The sequence below is a fragment of the Sporolactobacillus mangiferae genome (assembly GCF_023336505.1).
Taxonomy (GTDB): domain Bacteria; phylum Bacillota; class Bacilli; order Bacillales; family Sporolactobacillaceae; genus Sporolactobacillus; species Sporolactobacillus mangiferae.
In genome coordinates this window covers 1-23409 of the sequence record NZ_JAMAST010000027.1, presented here as the reverse complement: position 1 = coordinate 23409, position 23409 = coordinate 1, and the positions used below count along the sequence as shown (strand labels likewise).

Here is a 23409-nt window from a genome sequence, read left to right as displayed (position 1 = left end):
GATAAGTTAAGTATTATAAAAAAATTTATAACAAAATGTTTTTGCAATAGCAAGTTAGCTTCCATGGCGGGAGATTAACCAAACGTTTATAGTGATAAAGATCATTTAAATGAGTGGAGGTTTCAATGAAAGAAAGAAAATTATATATTGATTTCATTCGAATTATAGCTATTTATTTTGTAGTAATTAATCATACTAATTGGCTATTTTCACGATTTAATGAACTAAGTATTTATACTTGGAGTGCATCTGCAGGGATATATTTTACCGCAAAAGTTGGTGTACCTCTCTTTATCATGATTACCGGAGCACTAACATTAGGTAAAATACAAAATTATAAAAAAATTCTAAGAAAAATTTACAAAACAATTTTTATAATCATCATCTGGAGTATAATTTATAGAATATTTTATTATCGATCTTTTATCGGAATTAATGACTTTATACCTTTCATTAAAGATGTTATTAAGCAGCCTGTTGCCACACATCTTTGGTATCTTTACATGTTAGTGGGATTATATATAATGATCCCCTTTACTCAAAAGATGATAAATAGATTTAAGAATGCAGACTTTTATATGTATCTCGTTATATGGTTAATTTATTCATGTTTGCTCCCTTTTCTGAGGGTGTTTAGAGATATACAGTATAGTCCTTACTTTAATATACCTTTATTTTATGGTTATGTAGGTTACTTAGTTTTGGGATACTTTTTAGATAATATTGAAATCAATAGAAAAATTATTATTAGTTCATGGTTTGCATTTTTGATTGGTGTGACATCAATGGTTGCAATAACTTATCACTTTAGCATATTAAATCACAAAGCTTCTTATATTTTAGATAATAACATCGTTTTTCCTGTCGTTATGATGTCAGCGGCTCTTTATATTTTAATAAAACATCAATTCTTGATGTTTTATAGAGTCTCATCAAATTCTAAATTTAATAATATATTGATAGACATTAGCAAAAAAACTTTTGGAATCTACTTAATTCATTTTATGTTAGTAGATATCTTTAGGGGTAGCATTATCTTTAATTTTTTTAAATATACCGTAACCCCACTTCTTGGATTGTTAATATATGATATATTTTTATTTGTAGTAGCATACATTCTCGTCTTTATTATTGGGAAAATACCATATATTCAAAAAATAGTTTGCTTTTAATAGCACTAAAAAAAAGCAAATTATTTTAAAAAGGAGATGCTACTTTGAAAGGCATCATTCTAGCCGGTGGGAGCGGAACACGCCTCTATCCGGTCACAAGATCAATCTCAAAACAATTAGTACCGATTTATGACAAGCCAATGATCTATTATCCGTTATCGGTGCTTATGCTCGCGGGTATAAGAGATATTCTTATTATTTCTACTCCAAAGGATACACCGCGATTTCAGGAACTGCTTGGCGACGGTTCAGACTGGGGAATTCATCTTGAATATAAGGTGCAGCCTAATCCAGACGGACTAGCCCAGGCCTTTATTATTGGAGAAGATTTTATTGGTGATGATCAGGTAGCATTAATTCTTGGTGATAATATATTCTATGGTCACGGTTTCACCAATATTTTGGAAAAAGCAGCTACCCAAAAGGCAGGTGCAACGGTGTTTGGCTATAATGTTAAGGATCCGGAACGCTTTGGCGTTGTTGCATTTGACGAATCAGGCAAGGTGACTTCAATTGAAGAAAAACCTAAAGTACCTAAATCAACCTATGCAGTAACAGGTCTCTACTTCTATGATAATCAGGTGGTTGATATTGCGAAAACCATTCAACCGTCAGATCGCGGGGAACTTGAAATTACCTCAGTCAATGAAGTATATCTCAAACAAGGAATGTTGAACGTGGAACTCCTCGGCCGCGGTTTCGCATGGCTGGATACGGGCACACATGAATCGTTGCTTGATGCTTCGCTGTTTATTCAGACCGTGGAAAAACGACAGAGTCTGAAAGTCGCCTGTCTTGAAGAAATCGCTTATCGAAAGGGTTATATTGATGCAGAAAAACTGCACGAGTTGGCTCAGCCATTAAAGAAAAACGGCTATGGCCAGTATTTGCTTAGATTAATAAAAGATCATTGATGAAGAAAGGTATAGGTGGGTGTAGATAATGCCAAAAATAACGGTTACAGATACTTTTTTAAGGGGTGTCAAAATCATTGAGCCCAAATCATTTGGAGACAATCGTGGTTATTTCATGGAAAGCTACAATGCAGAAGAATTAGCTGAACAGGGCATACATACGAAATTCATTCAAGACAATCAGTCACTGTCGAGTGAACCAGGGATCATTCGCGGGCTGCACTATCAATTGAATCCGAAATGTCAGACTAAATTGCTGCGTGCTTTGACAGGCGCCATTCTGGATGTCGTGGTCGATATTCGCAAGGGTTCCCCGACCTTCGGCAAATGGGGCGGATTTATTCTGAGTGAATACAACAGGAGGCAGCTGCTCATTCCTAAGGGTTTTGCCCACGGATTCTGCACATTAACACCGAATGTGAATGTCTTTTATAAAGTGGATGAATTCTACGCTCCGGAACAGGATCGGGGCATTCTCTGGAATGATCCGGCTATCGGTATTGACTGGCCGGTCAGCAACCCGATTCTATCAGAAAAGGATACAAAGCATCCGCTTTTGAAAGACGCTGAAATCAACTTTGAGTGGGGAGCTGAAGACTGATGAAACTGCTTGTTACTGGTGGGGCCGGTTTTATCGGCAGCAATTTTGTTCATCATATGATCAAATTTCATCCAGAAGATACGGTTGTCAATTATGATTTGCTGACCTATGCGGGTAATCTGGAGAATCTGAAAGATATTGAAGATCACCCAAATTACTACTTTGTGCGTGGGAATATCTGCAATCGTGAACTGGTCGAATATGTTGTTGATCGGTATGCGATTGATACTATTGTGAACTTTGCTGCAGAATCACATGTCGACCGCAGTATTACTGAGCCTGATATCTTCGTGAAATCCAACGTACTGGGTACGCAGACGCTGCTGGATGTAGCGAAAGGAAAACACATCAATAAGTACCTGCAGATCTCGACGGATGAGGTGTACGGCTCTCTTGGCCCGGATGGCTATTTTACTGAAACGACCCCGCTTGCACCGAACAGCCCGTATTCGGCAAGCAAGGCATCTGCGGATTTGATCGTTCGTGCCTACTATGAGACCTTTGGCATGAATGTGAATATTACGCGTTGCTCGAATAACTACGGTCCTTATCATTTCCCGGAAAAATTGATTCCTCTTGTGGTTACCAATGCTTTGGAAGGAAAAGAACTTCCCGTATATGGTGACGGCAAGAACATCCGTGACTGGCTGTATGTTGAGGATCACTGTGCGGCGATCGATCTGGTACTGCATAAAGGCAAGCCCGGAGAAGTGTATAACGTTGGCGGACATAATGAAAAACGCAATATTGACATTGTCGAATTAATTGTCGATACACTGGGCAAGTCACGCGACTTAATCAAACATGTTTCGGATCGACTGGGACATGACCGCCGCTATGCGATTGACCCGACAAAAATCGAAACTGAACTTGAATGGAAGCCACAGTACAATTTCGATTCCGGGATTAAGGAAACGATTCAGTGGTACTTGGATCATGAAGAATGGTGGCGTAAAATTAAGTCCGGTGAATACATGGATTACTATAGGAAACAGTATGGAGCGAAAAGTTATGTCAAGTAAGGTACTGGTTACAGGTGGACACGGTCAGCTTGGCACAGAACTGAGCCTCATGCTTCAGGATAAAGGATTTGAAACATACAGTCTTGGTCACCAAGACTTGGATATTACAGATCTGGATCACGTTCGTCAAGTCTTTGGCACAATCAGACCTGATGTCGTCTGCCACACGGCGGCCTACACCGCCGTTGATCAGGCGGAAACGGATCGGGACAATGCTTTTCTGGTGAATGCTTACGGAACACGCAATGTTGCCATTGCTGCAGAGGAGATCGGCGCAAAACTCGTTTATGTCAGTACCGACTATGTGTTCAATGGTGAAAAAGAGGGCGCTTACTCAGAATTTGATTTTCCGTCTCCGCTTGGTGTTTATGGTCAATCCAAATACGCCGGTGAGCAATTTGTCCGCGATTTTCATTCAAAATTTTTCATTGCACGCACATCCTGGGTATATGGTCAGTATGGTGGCAATTTTGTGAAAACGATGCTGAAACTGGCCGAAACCCATGATCAGATCAGGGTTGTGTATGATCAAAAAGGCTGTCCCACGTACACCAGGGATTTGGCTGAGAAGATTATTGAACTCTTTCAAACGGATAGATATGGCGTGTACCACTTATCAAATTCGGGAAGCTGTACGTGGTATGAATTTGCGAAAGCAATTTTTGAGATTAAAGGGATTGATGTACGAGTGAACCCATGTACAACGGAAGAGTTCCCACGACCCGCAAAGCGGCCGAAGAATTCAGAGTTTGAACATCTGGCATTGAGGTTGAATAGGTTTAAAGATGTAAGAGGGTGGAAACGGGCTTTAGAAGAACATTTAAAAAGATAAACGAAAAATAAGTTTGAAAATAGTAACATTTAATTTGAGTACTGTGTTCACTAAAAAATTTCTATAAGTCGTCGCTTATGAAAAAATAACTTTTCTCGTATGAGATATCTTATTATAAAATTTGAAATTGATTATTGCAGAATAAATCATAAGTGTATCATTTAGAATTGAAAAAATTCAAGGTGAAACTCAAGGATTTTGGTTACTGCAGATTTAGTTTACAAAAGTGCGGACTAAACCCACCATTTTTTGACGATATCCACTTTTAGCCATCCCTCTTCGTGTCTTTCTTCTGCCAATGGTGAAAAATAGGGACGGTTATCAAAAAAGCGACCATGCGATCTATGGTAACAAGTATCATATGGTATGTGTGACTCAATATCGATATCAGCAGGTGGCTGTGGGGTGAAATCGCTGTTTGGTTGCGAGACTGATCTGGCAAGGTTGTGTAAGACGCGAGTGATTACTATTCTTCGAGGAATCATAGGGAAAGAACATATACATCTGCTGATCTCATGTACATTCCATTGGCGGTAATCACTGTGACATTCACGTAAGTGATTAACATCAAATCTATTACTAATGAAGACGGTGTGATGTAGTAAGCGGTTTATATGAAATACATCCAAATCCTCAACAATCAATTTGTTTTTAAAGGCATGCTAAATTAAAACTTGCTTCTTGAAATTCAAAAACAGAATTCCGATATATATAGTGAGAGAAGTAATAATGCTATAATTATAGCGATGTATTTTGCCAAGGAGGTTAAACAAATAGTTTTTGTTCTGAGGGGAGAGTGAAAATTGAATAAGTTTTTAAAAAATTTGACGGTGATCCTGTTTGCTATGTCCATTTTGATTGGATCATTTGGTAGTCCCGTTGTTAGAATTGCAGAGGCTTTTTCCTCGTACACTGCACATGTGACAGCTTCTTCCTTACATATGCGTTCTGGACCAGGCACCAAATATCGACATATTAGATATCTTTATAAGAATTACAAGGTGTCTGTTGTCGGGAAAAGCGGTAGTTGGTACAGAATTAAGTACGGCGGCAAAACGGGCTATGTTTCCGGTAAATATATAAAAAAGAGCAGTACGTCAAAATCAAAGCCGAAATCAAAGCCAAAGTTTAAATCCTACACTGCATATGTGACTGCCACAGCGTTGAATATGCGCTCAGGTCCGAGCACAAAGAATAAGAAAGTTCGCATACTTCACAAGAATAATAAGGTAACAGTTTACGGGAAAAGTGGTAGCTGGTATAAGATTAAGTATGGCGGCAAAACGGGTTATGTTTCCGGCAAATATATAAAAAAGAGCAGTACGTCAAAATCAAAGCCGAAACCAAAGCCAAAGTTTAAATCCTACACTGCATATGTGACTGCCACAGCGTTGAATATGCGCTCAGGCCCGAGCACAAAGAATAAGAAAGTTCGCACACTTCATAAGAATAATAAGATAACAGTTTACGGGAAAAGTGGTAGCTGGTATAAAATTAAATATGGTAGTGCGTCAGGTTATGTATCAGCCAAGTATGTAAAAAAAGGGACTCCACCGAAGCCCAAAGCGTCTCGCAAGGTTCAATCTTTCAAAAAATACTATGTTTATATTGGTTATGACAACCTGAAAGTTTATAAAACACCAAGTACTAAGTCAGCGGTTATTCGCACGTTGCGTGAACGAACCAAGGTAAGTGTGACGGGTAATAGTGGAGACTGGCGTAAAATTCAGTATGGTGGGACAACAGGATACGTGAATAAAAGTGATCTGACAACCAGTTTGGGACGCTTTAATCCGCCTGTTGGAAAAAATGGAAAATTTGGCATCGATGTTTCTCATCATCAAGAACGTGTGGATTTTAACGCGGTTAAACGTGCTGGCAATATGTTCGTTATCCTGAAAGCAAGCGAAGGAACGACATTTAAGGATAATCGATTTGTCGACTATGCTGTTGCCGCGAAAAAAGCAGGATTAAGTGTCAGTGCATATCATTTTTTCAGGGCAAAAACAGCCACAGATGCAAAGAAGGAAGCAAGCAATTTTGCGACGGCTGTTAATGCAGCAAGGAAAAAAGGAGTCAACATTCAGTATTTGTATATCGATGTTGAAACATCCAATAATATTCCGGGATCACATTTGAAGTCGACGCTAACAGCAAACACGATTACCTTTTTAAACGAGATGAGATTGAGACATCACATGAACCAGCTTGGTATTTACTCGAACTTGCTGTACTTTAATAAATATCTGGATCTTGCTAAAATTAAGCAATCTCAGAAAAGCAGTGCGCGGTTCCTTATCTGGCTGGCAAGATATCGAGGTCAGAGCACCTATATTGGATCAGGGTATAGTGCTGATCTATGGCAATTTACAAGTAATGGTCAGGTTAGCGGTGTTTCTGGTGCTGTTGACAGAAATATTTCATATTATAATTAATTGATAGTTTATCATCACTTGGTTATATAGCTATTTATGGATTTTGTAGCAATTTGGTAGTTGAAAGTCGATGTTAAATCGAATTTTGACTGCCGTTTTTTTCTGTAATGATAAATATCGAATAATTGTAATTGTCATAGTTTGCAATGTACATTCAGTCATTAAGGCATTCCGTTGCTCATTTTTTAAATGATCGATAATAAGTGGGAATTTAGTATTGATTATTTTTGTGACCACTGTACAATAATCTTATATAAGTGCTACAAAAATATGGTAAAATACTGGGGTATTTAAATTTTAATTGATTATTTATAACTAGGTCGTTATAATTATATAGTATGGTAGTTATTACATAATTTAAACTTTGAAAATTAGCTTCTTAATTTATAATTGATTTTTAGCTTGAGAATTGAAGGTAGAGACTTATTTTTAAGAGAAAAATTTTGATTGCAATTTTTATAGCAGGTGTCTCCTCCTTAGTATACTCCGTTTATTCCATCTATCAAATCATTAATCAATATCATCAATCAGAAGAAAAATATACACAAAGGTGTATGTTGTAAGCGATGTATTTCAAATACATCAAATACAACACGCATGACAGTCGGCACATTTATGGTAAAATGGCTTGAACAGATGCGATAAAAAGGGGGCAATGTGCTCTGCTTTAGACAAAAACTATTGACTTTAGCATAGTGTTAGGGTTTATGATAAGTAGTGCTAAAGCTGTGTATTGGAGGTTAGATTTATGCTCAAAATCGGGGATTTTTCCACCCTGTCAAAGATAAGTATCTTCATGCTTCGACACTACGATGAAATCGGATTACTTATTCCGGCTCATATTGATAACTTTACAGGCTACCGTTACTATAGTGAAGAACAGCTTACTGTTGCCAATCGTATACAGGCACTGAAAAATATGGGGCTAGGTTTGTCCGTTATCAAGGATATTTTGTCGGAATACGAGGATGAAGAAAGCTTGAAGCGATATCTAGTGCTCCAAGCGACACAGAAACAGGACGAAATCGCAACGATGCAAAAACAATTATCACTACTTCAAACAACAATTAAGGGACTTGATAAAAGTTCTCCGCTTTCCAGATTCAATATTGCAGTAAAAGAGCTTCCCAAAAGGAATGTAATAAGCTATCGCAGCACGATTGCCGCTTATGACCACGAAGGAATATTGTGGAAAAAGCTGTCCGAAGAAATTAGTGCACAATCCGTACAACTTGCCACTCCATGCTACAGTATCGCTATTTTCCATAGTGAAGGATTTGTCGATCAGGGAATTGATGTGGAAGTCCAACGAGCTGTAGTTGGAAAATATCGTGATACAGACGCAGTTCGATTTAAGGAAGTTGACTCAATCACTGTCGCCACACTGACTTATAAGGGTGGTTATATTCAGCTGAGCGAGGCGAATGAAGCAGTTGCAAATTGGATTTTGGAGAATGGGTATGAATTAAACGGGCCGATCTTTAATATCTATCATGTTTCTCCCGAAACCGAATCTGATCCGGACAATCTGGTTACCGAAGTGTGTTTTCCTATAAAAAGCAAATAACATCTCCGTATATAATCGCTGCCGTTTCCGGCGGCGATTTTTTTGCCTAAAGTTGTTTTCATCTATTGACTCTAGCACCGTGTGATACTGTATGCTTGAATCATGAGAAAAAGGAGGGAGCAAATTTGAACGCAATTTCAGCCAGCAATCTATGTAAAGTATATCAGAACGGTAGAAAAGCTCTTACCAATTTGAGTATTGAAGTTCAAGAAGGAGAGATATTTTCTTTATTGGGGCCCAATGGGGCCGGAAAATCAACATTAATTAATATTCTGACTACTTTTCTACAGCCTACATCTGGAAAGATACTGATTATGGGTAAAGATTTATATGCCGAACAAAAATCGATACGTTCTCTTATTTCCTGTGTAGCTCAAAATGTATCCATCGATAATCATTTGTCCTTGCGTGAAAACATGCTGTTTCAGGGCCGATTATACAAGTTGGACAAACCAACTGCAAACAAGCGGATGGACGCGCTTATTACCGCATTTGACTTGAGGGAGTACGAGAAGAACAAAGTAACTGCATATTCCGGTGGAATTAAACGGCGCTTGGATATTGCTATGAGCATGATGTCTTATCCGAAAATCCTGTTTCTGGATGAACCGACCGTAGGGATGGATATCGAGTCCCGTCAAGCCATGTGGGATGTTGTGAAGAAAATCAAATCCGATTTCGGAACAACCATTTTACTGACCACACATTATTTGGAAGAAGCCGATATGCTAAGTGATACAGTCTGCATTATGCAGGACGGACACGAGTTAGTGCAGGATACACCCCAAAACCTTCGTCAGCATACCGGACAAAAAGTCATTCGGATTGATTTGGATAGTTCAGAAAATTGTCAAGATATTGTGAAGCTGATTTCAGATCTGCAATTTGTTAAAGGAATACGGCAAGAACAAAACACCTTATATGCAAATACGCAAAACCCAATGCAAGATTTTCGAATTCTCAATCAAATGCTGATGGATAAACAAACAAGATATTTCTCGATCGGAGTTCTAACGCCCAGTCTTGATGATGTTTTTCTGTCTCTTACTCAAAATAAAGGAGGACGATGAGAAATGCAGACCATCAATCTCTTTTGGAGAAGCGTTAGATGGCGCTTTCAAAATCCAGTGACAATAATCATGACTTTGGTTCAGCCTCTTATATGGCTGTTACTGTTTAGCACTATATTTGGAGGAAACAAAGCGGAAGGAAACTATACTTCCTTTATTCTTCCCGGAATTCTAGTAATGAGTGTTCTATCCAGCTCCGGCGTAAGCGGAATAGCAAATTATTCCCTGAAAACCGGAGGCAGTTACTATCGAATTAAGATTTCTCCTGTCAAGAGAAGTTCTATTATATTGGCTCATATTTTAGATGCTGCTGTATTGTCATTTATTCAGGCTGCAATATTGATAGGAATTTCGCTCTTGATGTCGGTTAGGATTGCATCCGGAATAAGCGGCGTATTGATCATGATTATCCTGTTATTCCTAACCATCGCCTTTGTATCAGCTTTGTCTTATGCCATCAGTCTTACACTCCCGGATGAAAATTCATTTATTGCACTTGTGAATACCATTACCTTACCGCTGTTCTTTGTCAGTTCTGCGCTGATGCCATCTGAACAAATACCACATGGGTTCCGCATTCCCGTATTCATTAATCCGTTTACTCATGTTATTGATAGTCTGCGAATGTTGGTATTGAAAAGCTCCATTGACTGGACACAATTAATATCCACCGTAAGATTATTATTCGTATTATGTATAGCAAGTTTTGCATTGGCTGTTCACTCGCTAAATAATGAGAATCAGTAGTATTTAAAAACAGATACTTATGCAGAAAAAATCGGTCGATTTTTATAGTTGATTTATTCACTACCAATGTTCGTGTGAAATCATTGGTAGGTAATTAAATGCGCGCTTTGAAAGCCTTCCAATGGCAGTAATGCGATTGGAGGGCCTTTTATGCGCGCAAGTGTGCTACGCCGGTCGATGGAGGAGCCGTTACCCTGTCATAACGGCTTAGCTTAGCTGACAACCTAATTTTTCGTGATTTCAAAAAACTCATTAAGATTATGGGTGAATACTGCGCCCATTTTCTACCTAACACCTTGCGGGGGCTTCCCTGCATAGGTGTTTTTTTACGTCCATTTTCAATCGGCATTTCGCAGGAAAAGCCTCTGCCGAACATCAGGTCAAATTGGTCTGACGTTAAGCCACACTGCCGCTCACCACCTGTCCTTTCTGAAATTTCAAATCTTTCAGAAAGGACAGAAGAATTCATGGAAGTACATATCAAAATCCACGGGCAGACCGTATCGATAGAAGTGTCCGCCGAAGTTGGTGAATTTCTTGACCGTGCAAGACATAAGGGTGAGAACCTGTCCCACGAAAAGCGCCGCCATTGGGACAAACGGGAGTTTGACGAATACATAGTCGCACGTGAGGGGCGATGCTATTCCGAAACGCCGGAACAATGGCTCTGCCGAAAAGAAACTTTGCAAGAAATCATGGATGCACTGGAAAACTGCACGGAAATTCAGCGAAAGCGATTTCTGCTTTTTGCGCTGAATGGGCTGAGCTACACGGAAATCGGAAAGCTATGTGGTTGTTCCAAGTCTGCTGTTCAAAGCAGTATTGAGGCGGTACGCAAAAAGTGCAGAGATTATTTCAAGAACAGCCCGTGCGAAACGGGATTTTGGGGCTAACCAAGTGAAGGGTATTTGCCCTATTACATGTGCAAGAGGGACAGGAGGTTTTATACTGCGCTGTTCCTCTTGCTGTCTGGAGGTTAGTCGTATGCCCACTATCAATCTGCGCAAGTATTACCCATTCCTTACAGAAAATCATTTCGTCGAGGTCAGCGACGAAGTTGCCGAAACGTTTCTATTGGCAAAAAGGCAAGAGGACAATTACCATCATCGTGCGTGGTATCACAAAGCCTATTACTCTCTGGATTGTAACGACGGCATTGAAAACAGCATCCTTCACACGGAGCCATCGCCCGAAGAAATCCTCATGCAAAAGGTTTCGATGCAACAGCTTTATGAAGCTCTTGACCATTTGCCGCCTATTCAGGCGCGGCGTGTCTATGCGCATTACATTCTCGGCATGAAGAAAGTGGACATTGCCCGCGCCGAGGGCGTGAATAGCAGCGGTGTTTGCGATTCCGTAAGGAAAGGTGTACGAAATCTCAGACGGTATTTTGAGAAGAAAAAATGGATGGAGTGATTGAAATGGATATGACGTCATTGCAGAATTCGGAAGCCGTGCGCGAAAAAATTCGCCAGCTTGAAAACCGGCAGAAAATTTTACTTAACCGAAAAGCCGACGAGGAGCGCAAAGCGCGAACGCACCGCCTCATTGAGCGCGGAGCCATTTTAGAAAGCATCTTCCCCGAAATTATTCCTATGTCGGGCGAACAGATCAAGACATTTTTGCGGACTTTTCAGCATTCCAACGGAGACACGGGATAACCGGCAGTCCCGGAGGGCGCACTTATACACCCTGACGGGTGCCGTGCGCTCTGCGAGGCCGTTGCGTCCTACGGACGCGATGGGGAGCTGCGCTCCCCAAACCTTTTGCGTAACCTCATGCCGCATCGAATTCTCTGCGGAGAATCCGACCCGGCGTGAGGTTTTGTTATATCTATTAGCGAAAGGATTCTTGCCTATGGCCATCTACCATTGCAGTATCAAAATTATTAAACGCAGTCAGGGACGAAGCGCCGTTGCCGCCGCTGCTTACCGCAGCGGGCAAAGGCTCACAAACGAATGGGACGGAATTACGCACGATTATACGAAAAAAGGTGGTGTGGTGCATTCGGAAATTCTTCTTCCAGCCCATGTTCCGCCGGAGTTTTCAGACCGTTCCATCCTTTGGAACAGCGTGGAGAAAATCGAGAAAAGCCGCAATGCCCAGCTTGCCCGTGAAATTGAAGTTGCGCTTCCGGCTGAGATTGACCAGCAATCACAAATTCGGCTCGTCCGAAAATACGTGAAAGACACGTTTGTAGCATCCGGCATGTGTGTGGACTTTTCGATTCACGACAAAGGCGACGGCAACCCACATGCCCATATCATGCTCACTCTGCGCCCGTTGAGTGATTGCGGCGAATGGGGCGCGAAGTGTGGGAAGGAGTATGACCTCGACGGGCGAGGCCAGCGTATTCCACTCCCCAGCGGCGGTTTCAAAAGTCATAGGGTGAACACCACTGACTGGAACGATCCGGGTAAGGCCGAGGTGTGGCGGGCGGCATGGGCCGACGCTTGTAACCGCGCGTTGGAGCAGATCGGCAGACCGGAGCGAATCGACCACCGCAGCTATGTCCGGCAGGGCGTTCAGAAAATTTCAACCGTCCACATGGGCGTCGCCGCCACACAGATGGAACGCCGGGGACTTGTCACCGAAAAAGGCACCGTCAATCGGGAAATTGCCGCACAGAACCGGCTGCTCAAAGAAATCAAGGCACGTATCACCCGCCTTTACAATTGGTCGAAACAGCAGGCGGCACAACCGGAGCAAAAACCAAGCATTTGGGAACAACTTCAACAAGCACAGGCCGCAACACAGCCCACCACCCGATACGGCAAGGTTAAAGCCCTCAAAGAGAGCGCTGCCCTATTCAGCTTTTTGCAGGAGAACGGCATTTCATCCATGCAGGAACTTTATGCGAAAGTGACTGCCATGCAGACGGAGTATTACACTCTGCGCGGCGAGATTGCCGCCACCGCCCGCCAGATCGACGAATTGAACAAGCGGCTTTCAATGTGGAAGCAGTATGCCGACAACAAGCCGGTTCGTCAGCAGCTTGCCGCCCTGAAACCGCGAGCGTGGGAAAAGTTTCAGAACGCGCACAGCGTGGAACTTGCCCTATATGACGCTTCCGTGCGGTATCTGGATGAGTTAAAAGTGTCCGGCGAAAAGATTGCTCCGAAACATTGGCAGGCCGAGACGGAACGCCTTACCGCCCAAAACATCTCCCGGTACCAGCAGATGAAAGCCATGCGCACGGATATTCAGGCAATGGAGAAAATCCGCAAGACTGCCGACGAGCTTGCCCGGCCGGAGCGTGGCAGAGATCGGGGACGCAATCATGAGCGATAAAATCAGCGGCGAAATAATACCGAAACAAGGCGTTTTCCGTCCGCGTGTTCTATCCTTACCCGGATATTCTCCCTCACACAGAAAAAGCTTACAAGGCCGTTTTCCCCCGAAAATGATACCGGGAAACTACAGGAAATCCATCTATCCATCCACGACGGCGAAAGGAGCAGTTTTCATGCCGAGAATGAGCAAGAAACGCAAGCTGGAATGGCAGCTTTTCTTAAATCACCGAAACCGTATGACATACAACTCACTTTGCCGAAAATGCGTCCACGGCTGCAAGCAGAGTTTCCGGGCCGTCGTGATGGACTGCCCTCGTTACTATTCCAAGCGAGCAAAACGAAATCATAAGTAACTGAAAGTTCTCATTTGGGAAAGGAGTTGCCGATGGAGCAAAAGCAGGAACAGCAGCAGCCGGTCAAATTTACCGAGGCCATAGGCTCCACCACCTATGAGGTATCCATTCATTTCAGCAAGACAAGCAAAGAAACCCTGAACGATAAAATCTTCCGGCTCATTAAAAACGACACCGGAAAACAATAACTTTTTTAATTCGACAGTTTCATAATTTATGGAATTGCGGTATAATGGAATCACCATAAATGTGTTGACTGTCTGAAAGGAGAAAATCCATGTTTGGACAGTCAAAAACGTCTTTGATTACCGCCCTCTATTGCAGGCTCAGCCGCGACGATGAATTGCAGGGCGACAGCAACAGCATCATCAACCAGAAAAAAATTCTTTCTACTTACGCGAAGCAAAACGGTTTCCTGAATATTCAGTATTTTGTGGACGACGGTTTTTCTGGGACGAATTTTCAAAGGCCGGATTTCCAGCGCATGATCGCGGAAGTCGAGCAGAATCACGTCGGCACGATCATCGTCAAAGATATGTCGCGTATCGGGCGCAATTATCTTAAAGTGGGCTTCTATACGGAAGTGATGTTCCGTGAGCGCAATGTGAGGTTCATCGCTGTCAATAACGGTATAGACAGCAACAAGCAGGGCGACAATGATTTCACTCCATTTTTAAATATCATGAACGAGTGGTATGCCCGCGATACAAGCCGAAAAGTCGCAGCTGTCTACCGGGCCAAAGGGCTGGAAGGGAAACACACTTCCAGCCATCCCGTTTACGGATATCTCAAAGACCCGGATAATAAATATCAATGGATTATTGATGAAGAAGCCGCCAGCGTTGTCCGGCGAATTTTTCAAATGACGATTGAGGGCAAAGGCCCATACCAGATTGCCGGAATCCTGCAATCGGAAAAAGTGCTTTGCCCTTCCTATTATCTGGCGCAGAAAGGCGTCGGGAACAACAAAAACAAGGTGTTTGCCGACCCGTACCGCTGGTGGGGAAACACGGTTGAATACATTCTCAGCCGGATGGAATACATGGGCTGCACCGTCAATTTCAAGACTTACAAAAAGTCGTATAAGGATAAAAACCGGAGGCCCGCGCCGAAAGACAAATGGGCAATCTTTGAACATACGCACGAGCCGATTATCGACGAGGAAACATGGCATACCGCTCAGCGCCTTCGCAAAACTGTACGCCGCCCGGACAGTCTGGGAACTCCCAATCCGTTGACTGGACTTCTGTTCTGCGCGGACTGCGGCGCGAAAATGTATAACGAGCGCGGCAAAGGCGCTCACGGCCTTCCTCGGAATAATTACATTTGTTCCAACTATCGCAAACACACGGCAGACTGCACAATGCACTATATCCGTGCCGACGTGGTGGAAAAACTGATTCTCGACGCGCTGAAAAAAATCAGCCGCTTTGCCAAGGGAAACAGGGATGAATTTGTCCGCCGCATGATGGAATCTTCCTCAATCCAGCAGGACAAAGAAGCCAAAACTTGCCGGAAGCAATTGGAGAAAAGCAAAAAGAGGGCCACCGAACTGGACACCTTGATCCGCTCAATCTATGAGGATAACGTCAGCGGAAAAATCACGGACAAGCGCTTTGAAAAGCTCTCCGGCGAATATGAGCAGGAACAAACTGATTTAGAGAAATCCGTCGCTGAAATTCAGGCGAAATTAGATTGCTTTGATAAGCAGAGCGTGAAAGCGGACAAGTTTCTCACACTGATTGATAAATATACCGATTTTACCGAGCTGACAACACCCATGCTCAATGAGCTTGTGGAAAAGGTTGTCGTTCATCAGCGGCAAAAGGGCCCGCGATATACATTCTCCCAGCAGGTGGATATCTATTTTAACTTCATCGGCATGGTAGAACCGTCTGAAACAAAAAGCGAATGTACCAAAGATGAAATACCGGCGGAACGCTATGTTGCAAAAAGCACTTCATTCGCAGCACTAGGCCAATATTTGCAGAAGCAGAAGGGGCCATCCATTTCTCTTACCTTTGCAGAGGTCGAAAAGATCATCGGGAAAAAGCTCTGCAAATCGGCCTATAAGTATGCGGCATATTGGTATCCGGCATTTAATCGGCCAATGTCAAATGTGATTTACAATGCTGGATATGATGTAAAAAAAGTAGAGCTTAATGAACGATTTATCTGTCTGTTCAAAGCCGATTATGTAAGTGATAAATAATATGTTTTCTTTACTATAATTAATTTGGAGTGATTAAAAATGAATGAGTTTACAATAACACCGAAAGTAGACGCGGCTAGGGAATTTATTGAAATATCAAAAGACTTTTCTAATCCGCTAGATCTTGTCAGAGAGGCAATAAGTAACGCTTTTGATGCTAATGCGACAGAAATCAAACTTATTTTCAATGCTGTAAAATTATATGGCGAAAATGTTTTGAAAATTGAAATTTCTGATAATGGTGTTGGAATGAATCAAAATGGTTTGCAATCATTTTTTGATTTAGGGAACTCCATGAATAGAGATAATTCTGCTGCTATTGGTGAAAAAGGCCATGGAACGAAAGTGTATTTTAATAGCGCGGGCATATCTGTTACCACAGTAAAAGATGGAATAGAATACACTGCGACTCTTGATCAACCTTTAAAGAGCTTACATGATGGTACTATTCCCATAGTGAAGGTGTTTTCAAAAAAAGCTACATACGGAAATGGAACTAAAATCGTTATACTGGGCTATAACAATAATCGTTGCGATCAATTTTCGCACAGCATGCTTAAAGATCATATTATGTGGTTTACAAAAATGGGATCGATAGAAAAAGAATTTGGAATTTCTACACATAACGATGTTAAGCTTATTCTTAAAGGTTTAGACCGTGATGATCCAGAAGAAATTACATTTGGGCATTACTTTCCGGGTGATAGTAAAAACTTCAATAAGCTGTTTGATGAATATTTTACCGATGCTCCGCATTATTATTGCAAAAAATATATTAAGAAGGGTACATTGCCAAACTTTCCTTTTATAGTAAATTAACTTATAATATTGCTTACCATGTGTTATAATAAAAATATGAGTTATGATATAAAATACCGTATTCGAGCAATCGAGTATTGGAACGACGGACACAGTAAAAAAGAAACAGCCGAAGTTTTCAAAGTAAGCCACTTCACATTGCAAAAGTGGAAATCGCAGCTGAAAGAAACCGGCAATTTAGAGTCAAAGAAGCGCAGGGAAACTTGGCGTAAAATTGAACCTGTAAGGCTTAAAGAATATCTGAAACAGCATCCCGATGCCTATTTAAAAGAAATAGCAGAAGAATTTAGCTGCTCAGATGTTGCCATATTAAAAGCGCTGCGACGATTAAAAATATCGCGTAAAAAAAACTACCCTCTACAAAGAAATTAGCGAAAGTTCTCGACAGAAGTTTGTGGAAAAGTTGGAAACAGTGTCTCCGGAAAGCTTAGTTTTTGTTGATGAAACGGGCATCGACCAGTGCCTTTACCGAGAATATGCAAGAGCACCTCGAGGACAAAAAGTTATTGCCAAAATTAGCGGACGAAAATTCAAACGTACAAATATTGTCGCTGGTATATGTCAAGGCAAATGGGTTGCTCCGCTTGAATATACTGGAACCACAGACAGTATGTTATTTGAATTTTGGTTTGAAAACTGCCTGCTGAAAGAAGTTAAGACTGGCTCAACCATCGTTCTTGATAATGCGACGTTCCACAAAAAATCTATTTTGGCAAACTTGGCAAGCAGCTATCATTGCGAGGTTTTATTTTTGCCCCCGTATTCACCTGACTTTAACCCTATTGAGAAAAGGTGGGCTTGGCTGAAACGTAAGCTTCGCAAAATTCTTCCGAATTTTAATTCATTCAGTGATGCTCTCCAGACTGTTTTTCAAGTTAATTAACTATATATCTTATCAAGCAGTATTCAGTGTTGAAGGAAAATACGTGAAATATGATTATAATGAAATGTTAAGGCGACCAGGTTACAGACATCCAGATGGTGCCTATACGATTCAAGACCGTTATGGATTATGGCTTTGCAAAGACTATATTCCTGTTCAAAGACAAAACGATTGGATCTCTGAAAAAGGATCAGAATTTACGAGATTTCATGCTTTTATAAATTGCCAGGATTTTAATTTAACAGCTAATAGAGGCTCTGTAGCTAATACACCATCAGAAGTAATCGATGATTTACAAAAAGTAGTTTCAAAGCTTTATGAGGAAATCACCGACAGTGAGGATTGGGCTAATTTGATATGGCTTCAAGATGAGGCAGACGCCCACAGGACAATGAAAAAAGAACAAAAGGATTATGTGACCCGGGTGAAAAAAGCTAATAGCGCTAATGTGGCAAGATATAAAGAAACATTACTTGTTGAACCCAATAGCGAAAGTGCCGTATTTGCACTCTTTATGCAACTACAAACGCTTAATAAAGATCTTTTTCCATTCACTGTAATAGACTACAATACCCATGAAGGCATTGATGTTATTGCAAAGTCCAAAGATAAGATTCCAATTAAAAATTCCAAATTGTATTATGTGGAGTTTAAAGAATTTTTAGCGAAAGATTACAATCATACTTTTGAAAATACGTTTTCAATAGTATGCTGGGATACCAAAATTAAACATGGGGAAGACATAATTGACTTAAATAATGAAAGTAGAACAATGCGAATTGTCCCTCCCGAATCAAGTATAGATTACACCAGATATTATTTAGATCCTATACGTGGAACACATATCATTGAAGTATTTGTACTTAAGGACTACCTTGCTCAAAAACTAAAAATTGAATTTAGGCCAAGAACCGAAAAAGATGTAGAATAGTTTTTGATTTTACAAAAGCGAGGCAATAAAATGCCCCGCTTTTTAATTATGCCAATTATAAGCTACAATACTTTCCCAGACATTTCTTTATATGATCGTATATTTGAAAAAACAGGAGTTTTAGAATCTGGTGGAATTTCCGGCTCATCAATTTTTAGAATTAGTGGCATAGGAAAATCAACGCCAGTAAGAATCGCTTCTCCGGAGCCAAGCATTGGTAAAAACGACAAGAGATCTAGATCTGCCGACGAACATGCCTGTTTAATGGCCTCTTTATCATTATAATTAATCAATCTATGAACTATAAACGTTCCCATTTGACTAAGGGTACCGATTGGAATATCCTTAGGCATTTGGGTGGCAATGCAAAGAAACAATCCATATTTTCGGCATTCTTTGGCAATCTGATCAAACGCTGACAGCGTTGAGGTTTCAAAATATTCATCGACAACCTTATTATTCAAAAATTGATGTGCTTCATCCAAAATAAGAACAATTGGGAAATGACGAAATTCATTCTTTCGAGACTTATCCAATAGATAAGTCCCTATCGCATTAGCAACGATTTCCCTTGCCTGATATTCAAAACCTATTTTTTCAAAGCCAATTCGCAACAGTAATTTATCTTTTTGAGTCGGCATTAAAAAATCATCAATGATTTTTGTCAAATCATTTCTTTCTTGATCTTTGTCTAGTCCAAGCACAGATTGAAGAATTTTTGTTTTTCGCATATTTCCAATTCGTGTAATAAGACTAACACAATAAGATAAATCATTGGGGCTCTGATTCCCATATGTAGTTCCATTATTATATACACATTCATAGGTTATCTGGCGTTCTAAAGCCTTAATATCAAAATTCAAATGATTATCATCTAACTCTGGATGTTCATAACAAAATCTCTCAAATTTAATGACATCCATTCCATCCTTTTTAAGGTTGCCTCGCTCTGTTACAAAATCACTGAAATATGATATGTTTTTAATATTCGACTGAACGCACTTTAAAGAACGAATTGCCTCCTGCAATTTTGGAGCTTGTATCCGCCCTGATGGTTTAACCAAAAAGAACAAGTCTTCCGTTGTCAACTTGTGATATGAAAACGACGCTTCACTTCCCAATACGGCAGACTCAGTGTCTGTATTAGATGATTGGGTAAGTGTAGAATACTCCCCAGTTGGATCTATCAAAATAGTTTTTGTATGATTTTTGATCATACCTTCAATTAACTTTGCTACTGTCCAACTTTTACCACCACCTGTAGTTCCTACAATTGCACAATGGCGACTAAACATGGCTTGTTGACTGATCTTAACCTGTGTATCTTTATTAGACGTTAAATGACCTAAATTAATTAATAAACCGTTTTGTTTATCTTTTTCTCCAAAATTGATTACGTATTTTTGAATGAACTTACTCGGACATATATAAACCTTTGAACCTATGTTAGGAAAAGAGCTTAATGTCTTCTGAGCATTACTACTATCAAAATAATCAAAAGATAACAATATTTCAACTTTTGCAGTGGGATGGAAGTCGGAACTTTGAAAAGCTTTTTCACTTAAGGAAAGTCGCTCTTTTTCAGGTAAATCTAACTCAGCTATTCTTCCTATAAAGCCTAGGTTCTCACCCTCAATAGTAACAAAATTTCCAATTAAGCCTCCATTAAATTCTTCGCCTGAGAAGATATGTTTATTAAGTAAAGTAGAGGAAGGAAAATGAACTTTAACATATTGTGGACTTACATGGTTAACATATCCAACAAAATAATTTGCGTTAAATGGATTCATTTGTTTCTGCCTCATCTTGATAAGAATATATATCCGATTCAGGATAATACAGCGAAAAATCAGAAAATGTTTCATTTATTAAAATCACATTTCCCATTCTTTCAGATCTGCTTTTATAATCAAGGAATGTTGACTCTTGCTTAACATCAGGAGAAACAATAATAAGTGTAATACTTGGATTAACATTCAGTGCTTCGTCTACCATTGCTTTAATATGCTTATCATAAAAGCTAAATCCAATAGAAATTAGTATGGTGTTTTGGGCTCTCATTTCTTGTTGAAACCTAGATAACATTTCAAAATAGGGCTGTTCATAAGACACTTCATACTTTGCATTGCTGGGGTAAATCATCAGTGGATTTTTAGTCGAAGCATTCTTAATGAATTTTTCTGTTTTCCCATCAATGATTTTTTCCCAATCAAGAGACCCATGTGGCTTATATAATTGAAACACTTTGGGTACAAAATTTTCTTCAGACAGAGCACGATTTTCTTTTCTGGAAACTATATCAAAGTCAAAATTGATCCCATTAAATTGACGAGGGTAGCTAAATGAAAACCCATCTATAACAACATATCCACCAGTAGAAGCCGCTTGCTCAAACAATAAATCGTAATTCAATGTAAAAATTTTAGGCCTTGAATATTTTAATTTTCTACCAGTAAGTTTGCTCAGAAATATTTGGTGAGGTGCGTTCGCTGGAAGTTTTAAAGTGCATTCTTTCCGAATGATCTCTTTTATATTATTAATAGTTGCTTGAATATTTGCATCCTGCAGAAATCTTTGGGAAAGTGTAGCTTTTGACAGCATGGCTTCTAAATCTGTATGATCTTCATGTAATTCCTCAAATTTAATGCTCTCCGCAAATTCTTCAAGTGCTTTATAGGTAATCTTGTCTCTTACCGCTAGCCAAAGACCTTTCATAGTTTTGCCCTTTTGTTTACCAGAGCCAATTCCTACTGAGGTTCCAGAGCCAGATAGGACAACCAGATTTTCATATTGCCTAGATAAAATTTGATTATAAATACTCCTCATTTTCGCATATGCAAAGTCTTTAGTAGTGGAACCCTTTAGTTCGTCTGATGGGAATGGATTGCTATTAATATAAACTTGGCTTTTATCAAATGCTATTTTTTCGGATCTAGAGTAAAAAATGGTTTCGCAATCTTTTATTTTCTTTGAAACCATATTATTATCTCCTTTTTTATTATTGCATACATTATATCACATTTGTTTTTGTAAATCGACTATATATTACCAACGAGGATATGGCTAACAGGCCATATCCTCGTTTCTTGAATAATATCCTTGACAAAACACGCTGGAATCCGACAACTTTACAAAAGTCAAAAACAAAAAAAGCAACAAGTATTGCCAGCTTTATTACCATTGAACACCAGCGAATTTACCACCTAATGTCAATTAGTTTACCGTACCCTATTATGATTTATCTACATCCAAAATTTACAAACCCAGTGGTAAAATTGCATAGTTCTCCCTTCTCGTAAACGGAAGTATACATGCAATTTATGAGTGGTAAAAACATGGCATTAGCGGTACATTCTACTGGTCGTTACCACTTACTAAGAAACAAATCTGGACAGCTTCCTAGGCTGTCCGAAGTTCGAAGCAAACGCTTAGATATCGGGAACGCTGCTTTTTTTCTTAAAATGAAATATACCATCAGGAACCGTGCGGGAAAGTTCCTCATCACTATATTCTGAGGAGTAACTGATGCGAACAACAATCTCTTGATCTCTCAGCTGAATGGTGGCTTTTCCCTTGATATCCCTTTCGTGAGTGTTGAATTCCGCGCCTCGTTTTTTCCCAGTGAAGGTGATGGATGCTTGTTTCTTTTTATTGAAGGTCGCGGTTATCTTGCCTGTTGTTGTATAAACATCGCCCTGGATTACATTAAGAATCATTTCAGCTCGTCCGTTTTTTAGAACAATCAGACTTAATTGGTAATTTCCGATTTCTCCGGGTGAGTAAATCCAGGTACCCACATAGGGGCGTAATCCGAGTTTTTTGGCTTGACGGTCATCCTCAAGATCACGGTCTTGGACATAGCGGCCGATTAACTCGTTTTTTATGCTGACCGTTGGCACACCTTCGGAGAATGGAGCGACGGAATAAGGCGTGAACATAATGTCCAGCCCCTCCTTCGTCCAATAATACAAGCTGCCCATTTCTTTAATAATATCATTTTCTTCATCGATGATTTCCGGAAAATATTTTTCGGAATGTGTTGTCAGATAGTAGAAGACATCTTGCTTGACCATTTGTTCCGCACGCGGTGATTTAAAATTTTCCGCAAATGATACATTTTTTCCGTTGAGCAGATTAAAGTTGTAGGTCACCGGATTAACCATCGCATGCGCTCCGCCCGTATAATCCATTTTCTGAAAATAAACACTGAGACGGCTGGCTGTCAGATACTTCACTTCAACGGATTGCTGCAAGTAATAAGGATTGGTTTCCGGATTGTCTTTTTTGACCTCTTTATAAGAAGCGAGCAGTCGTTCTCGCTCAAGGTAAGTCTTTTGAGCAAACTGTTTCAGTGCGGCATTAATTTTGCTTTGAACCTCTTTATTTTTCAGTCCGGTCAATTGTATGTATTGAATGTCTTTCGTTTTGTAGCTGAGCCGGGTGATGTGTGGTTTTGCTTGAGATATTGTTGCAGTGACAGATTCCTTTTCCTCTTTTGATGATCGAAACTGAGTTATAGTAGAGCAGCCAGCCAGGATAAATGTAGTCATTACCAGAT

General features: G+C 40.2%; 22 protein-coding genes. 19 read left to right on the top strand and 3 right to left on the bottom strand.

Annotated features, from left to right (window positions below; all coding sequences use genetic code 11):
* Window positions 1-125 precede the first annotated feature (125 nt).
* The 19 genes from M3N64_RS13505 (at window position 126) to M3N64_RS13410 (ending at window position 18851) form a co-directional block, all read left to right on the top strand.
* Window positions 126-1172 carry an acyltransferase gene (locus M3N64_RS13505; protein ID WP_249103975.1) on the top strand — a complete coding sequence of 349 codons (1047 nt, stop codon included), beginning with the start codon at window positions 126-128 and terminating at the stop codon, window positions 1170-1172.
* Between the two features lie 44 nt (window positions 1173-1216).
* A complete protein-coding gene (gene rfbA / locus M3N64_RS13500) occupies window positions 1217-2086 on the top strand; it encodes a glucose-1-phosphate thymidylyltransferase RfbA (RefSeq protein WP_249103962.1) in 870 nt (289 codons plus the stop codon).
* Between the two features lie 28 nt (window positions 2087-2114).
* Window positions 2115-2687 carry a dTDP-4-dehydrorhamnose 3,5-epimerase gene (gene rfbC, locus M3N64_RS13495; protein WP_249103841.1) on the top strand — a complete coding sequence of 191 codons (573 nt, stop codon included), beginning with the start codon at window positions 2115-2117 and terminating at the stop codon, window positions 2685-2687.
* A complete protein-coding gene (gene rfbB, locus M3N64_RS13490; RefSeq protein WP_249103829.1) occupies window positions 2687-3709 on the top strand; it encodes a dTDP-glucose 4,6-dehydratase in 1023 nt (340 codons plus the stop codon). The genes rfbC and rfbB overlap by 1 nt, the downstream gene beginning before the upstream one ends.
* Window positions 3699-4541 carry a dTDP-4-dehydrorhamnose reductase gene (gene rfbD, locus M3N64_RS13485; protein WP_249103826.1) on the top strand — a complete coding sequence of 281 codons (843 nt, stop codon included), beginning with the start codon at window positions 3699-3701 and terminating at the stop codon, window positions 4539-4541. Before rfbB ends, rfbD begins: the two co-directional genes overlap by 11 nt.
* Window positions 4542-5344: 803 nt before the next feature.
* Window positions 5345-6976: an SH3 domain-containing protein gene (locus M3N64_RS13480; protein WP_249103823.1), complete on the top strand. Its 1632-nt coding sequence runs from the start codon at window positions 5345-5347 to the stop codon at window positions 6974-6976.
* A 748-nt stretch (window positions 6977-7724) separates the two neighbouring features.
* On the top strand, window positions 7725-8543 hold the full coding sequence (locus M3N64_RS13475; protein ID WP_249103820.1) for a MerR family transcriptional regulator: 819 nt from the start codon (window positions 7725-7727) through the stop codon (window positions 8541-8543).
* 125 nt (window positions 8544-8668) lie between these two features.
* Entirely contained in the window at window positions 8669-9613 is a 945-nt protein-coding gene (locus tag M3N64_RS13470; protein ID WP_249103817.1) for an ABC transporter ATP-binding protein, read from the top strand.
* A gap of 3 nt (window positions 9614-9616) precedes the next feature.
* Window positions 9617-10360: an ABC transporter permease gene (locus tag M3N64_RS13465; protein WP_249103814.1), complete on the top strand. Its 744-nt coding sequence runs from the start codon at window positions 9617-9619 to the stop codon at window positions 10358-10360.
* A 467-nt stretch (window positions 10361-10827) separates the two neighbouring features.
* Window positions 10828-11253: an RNA polymerase sigma factor gene (locus M3N64_RS13460; RefSeq protein WP_249103810.1), complete on the top strand. Its 426-nt coding sequence runs from the start codon at window positions 10828-10830 to the stop codon at window positions 11251-11253.
* A 91-nt stretch (window positions 11254-11344) separates the two neighbouring features.
* Complete coding sequence (locus tag M3N64_RS13455) at window positions 11345-11776, top strand: RNA polymerase sigma factor (protein ID WP_249103806.1); 432 nt, start codon at window positions 11345-11347, stop codon at window positions 11774-11776.
* A 5-nt stretch (window positions 11777-11781) separates the two neighbouring features.
* Window positions 11782-12021, top strand: coding sequence for a DUF3847 domain-containing protein (locus tag M3N64_RS13450; protein WP_249103803.1), 240 nt, complete (start codon window positions 11782-11784; stop codon window positions 12019-12021).
* 196 nt (window positions 12022-12217) lie between these two features.
* Window positions 12218-13651, top strand: coding sequence for a MobQ family relaxase (mobQ, locus tag M3N64_RS13445; protein WP_249103800.1), 1434 nt, complete (start codon window positions 12218-12220; stop codon window positions 13649-13651).
* 387 nt (window positions 13652-14038) lie between these two features.
* Window positions 14039-14194, top strand: a complete 156-nt coding sequence (locus tag M3N64_RS13435) for a transposon-encoded TnpW family protein (protein WP_249103797.1) — start codon at window positions 14039-14041, stop codon at window positions 14192-14194.
* Between the two features lie 89 nt (window positions 14195-14283).
* Window positions 14284-16218 (top strand): recombinase family protein, encoded by a 1935-nt coding sequence (locus tag M3N64_RS13430; protein ID WP_249103793.1) that lies wholly within the window; start codon window positions 14284-14286, stop codon window positions 16216-16218.
* A gap of 39 nt (window positions 16219-16257) precedes the next feature.
* Window positions 16258-17037 (top strand): ATP-binding protein, encoded by a 780-nt coding sequence (locus tag M3N64_RS13425; protein WP_249103789.1) that lies wholly within the window; start codon window positions 16258-16260, stop codon window positions 17035-17037.
* A gap of 36 nt (window positions 17038-17073) precedes the next feature.
* Window positions 17074-17409 (top strand): IS630 transposase-related protein, encoded by a 336-nt coding sequence (locus tag M3N64_RS13420; RefSeq protein ID WP_249103785.1) that lies wholly within the window; start codon window positions 17074-17076, stop codon window positions 17407-17409.
* Window positions 17410-17431: 22 nt separating this feature from the next.
* The gene (locus M3N64_RS13415; protein WP_249103783.1) at window positions 17432-17920 is read left to right on the top strand and encodes an IS630 family transposase; all 489 of its coding nucleotides are present in this window, start codon (window positions 17432-17434) and stop codon (window positions 17918-17920) included.
* Window positions 17921-17963: 43 nt separating this feature from the next.
* Window positions 17964-18851 (top strand): hypothetical protein, encoded by an 888-nt coding sequence (locus M3N64_RS13410; RefSeq protein ID WP_249103780.1) that lies wholly within the window; start codon window positions 17964-17966, stop codon window positions 18849-18851.
* Window positions 18852-18913: 62 nt separating this feature from the next.
* On the opposite strand, the gene M3N64_RS13405 is transcribed toward M3N64_RS13410, so the two are convergent.
* The 3 genes from M3N64_RS13405 to M3N64_RS13395 form a co-directional block, all read right to left on the bottom strand.
* A complete protein-coding gene (locus M3N64_RS13405) occupies window positions 18914-20641 on the bottom strand; it encodes an ATP-binding protein (protein WP_249103777.1) in 1728 nt (575 codons plus the stop codon).
* Entirely contained in the window at window positions 20628-21830 is a 1203-nt protein-coding gene (locus M3N64_RS13400) for an SIR2 family protein (RefSeq protein ID WP_249103774.1), read from the bottom strand. The genes M3N64_RS13405 and M3N64_RS13400 overlap by 14 nt, the downstream gene beginning before the upstream one ends.
* Window positions 21831-22279: 449 nt before the next feature.
* Window positions 22280-23409 (bottom strand): DUF3298 and DUF4163 domain-containing protein (locus M3N64_RS13395; RefSeq protein WP_249103770.1); only part of this gene is annotated, 1130 nt, incomplete at its 5' end.